This is a genomic window from Shewanella sp. T24-MNA-CIBAN-0130 (assembly GCF_040310185.1).
GTDB classification, from domain to species: Bacteria; Pseudomonadota; Gammaproteobacteria; order Enterobacterales; family Shewanellaceae; genus Shewanella; species Shewanella psychromarinicola.
This window is the reverse complement of sequence record NZ_JBEOPP010000277.1, coordinates 1-277: the sequence shown is the minus strand read 5'-3', so window position 1 is coordinate 277 and position 277 is coordinate 1. Positions and strand designations below refer to the sequence as shown.

Sequence of the window (277 nt, the reverse complement as noted above, 5' to 3'; positions counted from 1 at the left end):
GAATAAGAGTAACCTTTAAGTGCAACCTGTTTTGCATAATAATAGCATGCGCCTTCCTTTTTATTTTCTTCGCTAATGAGTTCAACCAAATCTAGCGCATCTTGAAGTCTGTTATTGTACATGGCCAAGTTCATGAGAGCGATATTCAGATTTAAAGCTCGTTTCGGACTTGCTGCTTGAATTTCTTTTTTCACTAATGCATATAATTTTAAGTAATCATCTTCTAAAATAATGCCATCTAAATCAGTATCTTTAGAAAATTTAGCAAGTAATAGAC

Annotated in this window: 1 protein-coding gene; it reads right to left on the bottom strand. The window is 32.9% G+C overall.

The genetic code is table 11. The features are described from left to right. A partial coding sequence (locus tag AAEZ02_RS22370; protein WP_351125225.1) for a hypothetical protein occupies window positions 1–277 on the bottom strand: 277 nt, incomplete at both ends.